The organism is Sandarakinorhabdus sp., assembly GCF_031422795.1.
Taxonomy (GTDB): domain Bacteria; phylum Pseudomonadota; class Alphaproteobacteria; order Sphingomonadales; family Sphingomonadaceae; genus Sandarakinorhabdus.
The window spans coordinates 1-5,071 of the sequence record NZ_JANPML010000255.1; the positions used below are offsets into that span (position 1 = coordinate 1).

General features: G+C 65.2%; 5 protein-coding genes and 1 pseudogene. 1 reads left to right on the forward strand and 5 read right to left on the reverse strand.

Features of this window, described 5'->3' with window-relative positions; all coding sequences use genetic code 11:
- The 4 genes from RMO81_RS09250 to argH all read right to left on the reverse strand — a co-directional run.
- Positions 1-798 (reverse strand): MFS transporter (locus RMO81_RS09250; protein ID WP_310475546.1); only part of this gene is annotated, 798 nt, incomplete at its 3' end.
- Positions 789-2,054: a diaminopimelate decarboxylase gene (gene lysA / locus RMO81_RS09255; RefSeq protein WP_310475547.1), complete on the reverse strand. Its 1,266-nt coding sequence runs from the start codon at positions 2,052-2,054 to the stop codon at positions 789-791. The genes lysA and RMO81_RS09250, both read right to left, overlap by 10 nt.
- Positions 2,055-2,070: 16 nt before the next feature.
- Entirely contained in the window at positions 2,071-2,310 is a 240-nt protein-coding gene (locus tag RMO81_RS09260; protein ID WP_310475548.1) for a hypothetical protein, read from the reverse strand.
- Positions 2,310-3,677 carry an argininosuccinate lyase gene (gene argH, locus RMO81_RS09265; RefSeq protein WP_310475551.1) on the reverse strand — a complete coding sequence of 456 codons (1,368 nt, stop codon included), beginning with the start codon at positions 3,675-3,677 and terminating at the stop codon, positions 2,310-2,312. The genes RMO81_RS09260 and argH overlap by 1 nt, the downstream gene beginning before the upstream one ends.
- 234 nt (positions 3,678-3,911) lie before the next feature.
- Here argH and RMO81_RS09270 point away from each other — a divergent pair, with 234 nt between their 5' ends.
- On the forward strand, positions 3,912-4,457 hold the full coding sequence (locus RMO81_RS09270; protein WP_310475550.1) for a TlpA disulfide reductase family protein: 546 nt from the start codon (positions 3,912-3,914) through the stop codon (positions 4,455-4,457).
- A gap of 190 nt (positions 4,458-4,647) precedes the next feature.
- On the opposite strand, the pseudogene RMO81_RS09275 reads toward RMO81_RS09270, so the two are convergent.
- Positions 4,648-5,071 (reverse strand): annotated as a pseudogene (locus RMO81_RS09275) (transcription termination factor Rho); the annotation flags it as partial.

Consider the following 5,071-nt stretch of genomic DNA (forward strand, 5'->3'; position numbering starts at 1 on the left):
TTGCGTGGTGCCGTATCCCAGCGCAAAGGCGGTCGCGATGTAGAAGATGGCAAAGCAGGTGACGGCCGCCGCGATGCCGCACAGCGTGGCACGGCCATGGTGGCGCACCAGTTCGGCCAGCGGCACGGCGGGCGGCTTTTCATGGGCCAGCATGGCGGCAAAGGCCGGGGTTTCCAGGATGGAGAGCCGCACCCACAGGCCGATGCCGACCAGCAGGATCGAGCCGGCAAATGGCAGCCGCCAGCCCCAATTCAGGAACTCGCCATCGTCCAGCCACAGGCCGAGCGCGAGGAACAGGCCATTGGCGGCGATGAAGCCCACCGGCGCGCCCAGTTGCGGGAACATGCCATAACGCGCGCGCCAGCCCGGCGGGGCATTTTCCACCGCCAGCAGCGCCGCGCCGCCCCATTCACCGCCCAGGCCAAAGCCCTGCCCAAAGCGCAAGCTGCACAGGATGATCGGTGCGGCCACGCCGATGGCAGCATAGGTGGGCAGGAAGGTGATGGCAAAGGTCGAACCGCCCATCAGCAGCAGCGAGGCCACCAACGTGGATTTGCGGCCCAGCCGGTCGCCATAATGGCCGAACACCAGCGCACCGATCGGCCGGGCGACAAAGGCGACGGCGAAACTGGCGAAGCTGAGCAGCAGTTGCAGATCGGCGTTATCCGACGGGAAGAACAACGGCCCGAACACCAGCGCAGCGGCGGTGGCGTAGATGTAGAAATCATAGAATTCCACTGCCGTGCCAACCAGGCTGGCGGTGAGGATGCGGCTGGCGGGGACCTGTGTCAGAGCCACGGCGGCGTGGTGTCCAGCGCCATCATCTCGGCAGGCGATTTGCGCTCCGACACCAGCGCCCATGCATCGCCCTTCACCATCACTTCGGGCACCAGTGGCCGCGAATTATAGGTGCTGGCCATGGTCGCCCCGTAGGCTCCGGCGGTCATGAAGGCGAGCAGGTCGCCGGCCTGCACATCTTCCATCGTGCGGTCTTCGGCGAAGGTGTCGCCGGTCTCGCAGATCGGCCCAACCACGGTGGCAATTGTGCGCTCCGCCTTGGGCCGCACGGCCAATATATCGTGCCACGCGCCATAGAGTGACGGGCGCAACAGGTCGTTCATCGCGGCATCGACCACGACGAAATGCTTGGACGCGCCATCCTTGGTCAGGATCACTTCGCTCACCAGCACGCCGGCATTGCCCACGATCATGCGGCCGGGTTCGAACATCAGCTGCCACGGCCAGCCGGCAGTGGCGCGGGCGACCATGGCGGCATAATCCGCCGGGCTGGGCGGCGAAGGCTGATCGCGGCGGTAAGGCACGCCCAGCCCGCCGCCGACGTCGACGCGCTTGATTGAATGACCAACTGCTTCGAGCTGGCGGGCCAGATCACCCAATTTGCGGATGGCGTCTTCCACCGGGCCCAGATCGGTCAACTGGCTGCCGATATGAGCGGCCAGGCACACCGGGCGCAGTTTCGGGTGGGCGGCGGCCTGGGCAAAGGCGGCGGGCAGGCGTTCCCACGGAATGCCGAACTTGGCGTCGGCGCCGCCGGTGGAGATCTTGCCGTGCGTCTTGGGATCGACCGCCGGGTTGATGCGGATGGCGATTTCCACGGTCGCGCCCTTCGCAGCGGCGACAGCGCCCAACATGTCGATCTCTGCTTCGGATTCGACATTGAATTGCAGGATGCCAGCGTCGATGCCGGCGGCCAGTTCGGCGCGGGTCTTGCCGACGCCGGAAAACACGATGCGGTTGGCCGGCACGCCAGCGGCCAGCGCGCGCGCCAGCTCACCGCCCGACACCACATCAGCGCCTGCACCCAGCCGCGCCAACGTCGCCAGCACGGCGAGATTGGGATTGGCCTTCACCGCGAATGCCACCAGAGGCGAGCCATTGCCGAGCCCGGCCACGGCATCGCGGAACACCGTGAAATGCCGCTCCATCGTGGCGCTGCTGTAGCAGTAAAACGGCGTGCCAACGTCGCGCGCCAGCATCTCAAGGCTGATGCCCTCGGCGTGCATGACGCCGTCCTTGAACTGGAAATGGTCCATGATCAGTCTCGGGGCGTCAGTTTCGGGGCGGGGGCAGGTTGAACGGGTCGCTGCCGCGTTCGGGCAGCGGGGCCTGGTTGTCGTCGACGCGCACCGGCACCGATTGCGGGTCGAGCTTGAGCATTTCCTGCGGCGTGGCAGCGCGGGTCTGGGTTTCCGATCGCACCGGCGCCGGCCGGCCGGCCTTTGGTTCCAGCGCGCCCTGCTTGCCGCATGACGCGAGCAGCAACAGCGCGGCCAAGGCAATCGTCCGCATCACAGGCGCGCCTTTGCCGCCGTGATCGCTGCGCGCAAATTGGCCGGCGCGGTGCCGCCAAAGCTGGTGCGGCTGGCCACGCTGGCTTCCACGGAAAGCACGTCGCGCACCGCCTTGGTGATGCGGCTGTCGATGGCGGCCAGTTCGGCATCGGTCAGGCCATTCAGATCCGTGCCCTTGGCTTCGGCAGCCTTGACGCATTTGCCGGTGATTTCGTGGGCTTCGCGGAACGGCACGCCGCCGGCACGCACCAGCCAATCGGCCAGATCGGTGGCGGTGGAAAAACCGCTGTTGGCGGCAGCGCGCATCTTCGCCTTGTTAAAGGTCAGCGTCTGCACCATGCCCATCATGCTGGCCAGGCACAGGCCCAGATCGTCGTGGGCGGCAAACACCGTCACCTTGTCGTCCTGCATGTCCTTGGAATAGGCCAGCGGCAGCCCCTTCATCACCACGCTCAGGCGCGTGAAGGCGCCCAGGAACTGGCCGGCCTTGGCACGCACCAATTCGGCGGCATCGGGGTTGCGCTTTTGCGGCATGATACTGCTGCCAGTGGACCAGGCATCGGGCAGCGTCACGAAACCATAGGGTTGGCTGGCCCAGATGATGATTTCTTCGGCCAGGCGCGACAAATGGAGCCCGGTCATGTGGGTGGCCGACAGATATTCCAGCGCGAAATCGCGATCCGAAACGCTATCCAGGCTGTTTCGCGTCGGCCCGCCGGCAAAGCCCAGCGCCTTCGCGGTCATCTGCCGATCGATCGGGAAGCTGGTGCCGGCCAGCGCGGCAGCGCCCAGCGGGCATTCGTCCATGCGGCGCATCGCATCGGCAAAGCGGCTGCGGTCGCGGCCCAGCATTTCGACATAGGCCAGCAGATGGTGGCCCAGCGTCACCGGCTGCGCCACCTGCAGGTGGGTAAATCCGGGCATGATGGTATCGGCATGTTCCTCGGCGCGGGCGAGCAGCGCGGTGATCAGGCCCTTCAGCGCTGTATCAGCTTCGGCACAGGCGGCCTTCACCCACAGGCGGAAATCCACCGCCACCTGATCGTTGCGGCTGCGCGCGGTGTGCAGGCGGCCAGCGGCGGGGCCGATGATTTCCTTCAGCCGTGTTTCGACATGGAGGTGGATATCCTCCAGCGCCAGATTCTCGACCAGCTTGCCGGCCTCATATTCCGCCGCAATCTGCTGCAGCCCCTTGTCGATGGCGGCCACGTCTTCGGCCGAAACAATGCCCTGCTTGCCCAGCATCGCCGCGTGCGCGCGGCTGCCCTGGATATCCTGGCGCCACAGCCGCTTGTCGACGCCGATGGAGGCGTTGATTTCCTGCATGATCGCCGACGGGCCGGCGCCAAAGCGGCCGCCCCACAGGCTGTTGGCGGCATCAGCCGGCTTGGGAGTCTCGCTGCTCATGGCCTGCGCCGATAAGCCATTGGCGCTTGCCCCGCAACCAGCGGCAACTGCGCCGGCTCCGGCAGCCAGTTTGATCGCGTCGCGCCGTGAAACCGTCATGCCATTGTCCCCTTTGTGGGCATTGGTGCCACAGTGGGTTGGCAGCCGCCACTGCGCTGTTTATCGGGACGGCATCATTGGAAGGACAATTCGATGCGCAAGACACTGTTGCTGCTCACCTCGTTGGCGCTGGCCGGTTGTAATCAGGCCCCCCCCACGTCACCCGAAAAGCCCGCCTCGGCCCCGGCCAAGGCCGCTGCGGCCCCGATCAACAGCATCGATCGCAGCCATGCCGGCGAACCCGGCCCGGCGGTGGTGTGGGAGATGAAGGGCGGCACCAAGCAGACGCTGGCCGACCACAAGGGCATGCGAATGCTGGTCAACCTGTGGGCGACCTGGTGCGCGCCGTGCATCGCCGAAATGCCAGCGCTCGATAAATTGGCCGGCGAAGTGCCGGTGATGGTGCTGCCGATTTCCGAAGACATGGAAGGCTGGCAGGCGGTCGACAAATTCTGGGGCAAGGACAAATTCAAGAATATCGAATCTGGCCTGGATCAGCCGGGGAGTTATGCGGAGGCGGTGAAGGCCAAGGGGCTGCCGGTGACGATCCTGTATGATGAAGAGGGCAAGGAGATCTGGCGGGTTTCGGGGACGCTGGATTGGGGATCGGCTGAGGTAAGGAAGGCGATTACCGGCTGACTTTGTCCTTGGGAGCGCGGCCGGCGGCGGAGCCGCCGAGTCCGTTTGGGGTGCCGAAGGAAGGACCAAGGAAGAGCGTGGCGGAGCCACGCCGTCAGACGAATCAAAAAGGGCGGCTTGAGAGCCGCCCTTTTCGTTCGCTGGCCGAAGTTCGGCGAGTCTGGAAATAGCTGCGCTATTTCCAGCCGCCTCACTTGTTCATAGCATTGAAGAAATCCGCGTTCGTCACGCTGTCCTTCATCTTGTCCATCAAAAACTCGATCGCATCGGTCGAACCCATCTGCATCAGGATGCGGCGCAGCACCCACATCTTGGACAGGGTTTCCTTGTCCACCAGCAGTTCTTCCTTGCGGGTGCCGCTCTTGCCGATGTCGATGGCCGGGAACACGCGCTTGTCGGCGATCTTGCGGTCCAGCACGATTTCGGCGTTGCCGGTGCCCTTGAACTCTTCAAAGATCACTTCATCCATGCGGCTGCCGGTGTCGATCAGCGAGGTCGAGATGATGGTGAGCGAGCCGCCTTCTTCGATGTTGCGCGCCGCACCGAAAAAGCGCTTGGGGCGCTGCAGGGCGTTGGCGTCGACACCGCCGGTCAGCACCTTGCCCAACGACGGC

Bases quoted from the DNA above. Each gene is read 5' to 3' on its own strand.
- lysA (WP_310475547.1), bottom strand. From the start codon at position 2,054: ATGGACCATTTCCAGTTCAAGGACGGCGTCATGCACGCCGAGGGCATC.
- RMO81_RS09260 (WP_310475548.1), bottom strand. From the start codon at position 2,310: ATGCGGACGATTGCCTTGGCCGCGCTGTTGCTGCTCGCGTCATGCGGC.
- RMO81_RS09270 (WP_310475550.1), top strand. From the start codon at position 3,912: ATGCGCAAGACACTGTTGCTGCTCACCTCGTTGGCGCTGGCCGGTTGT.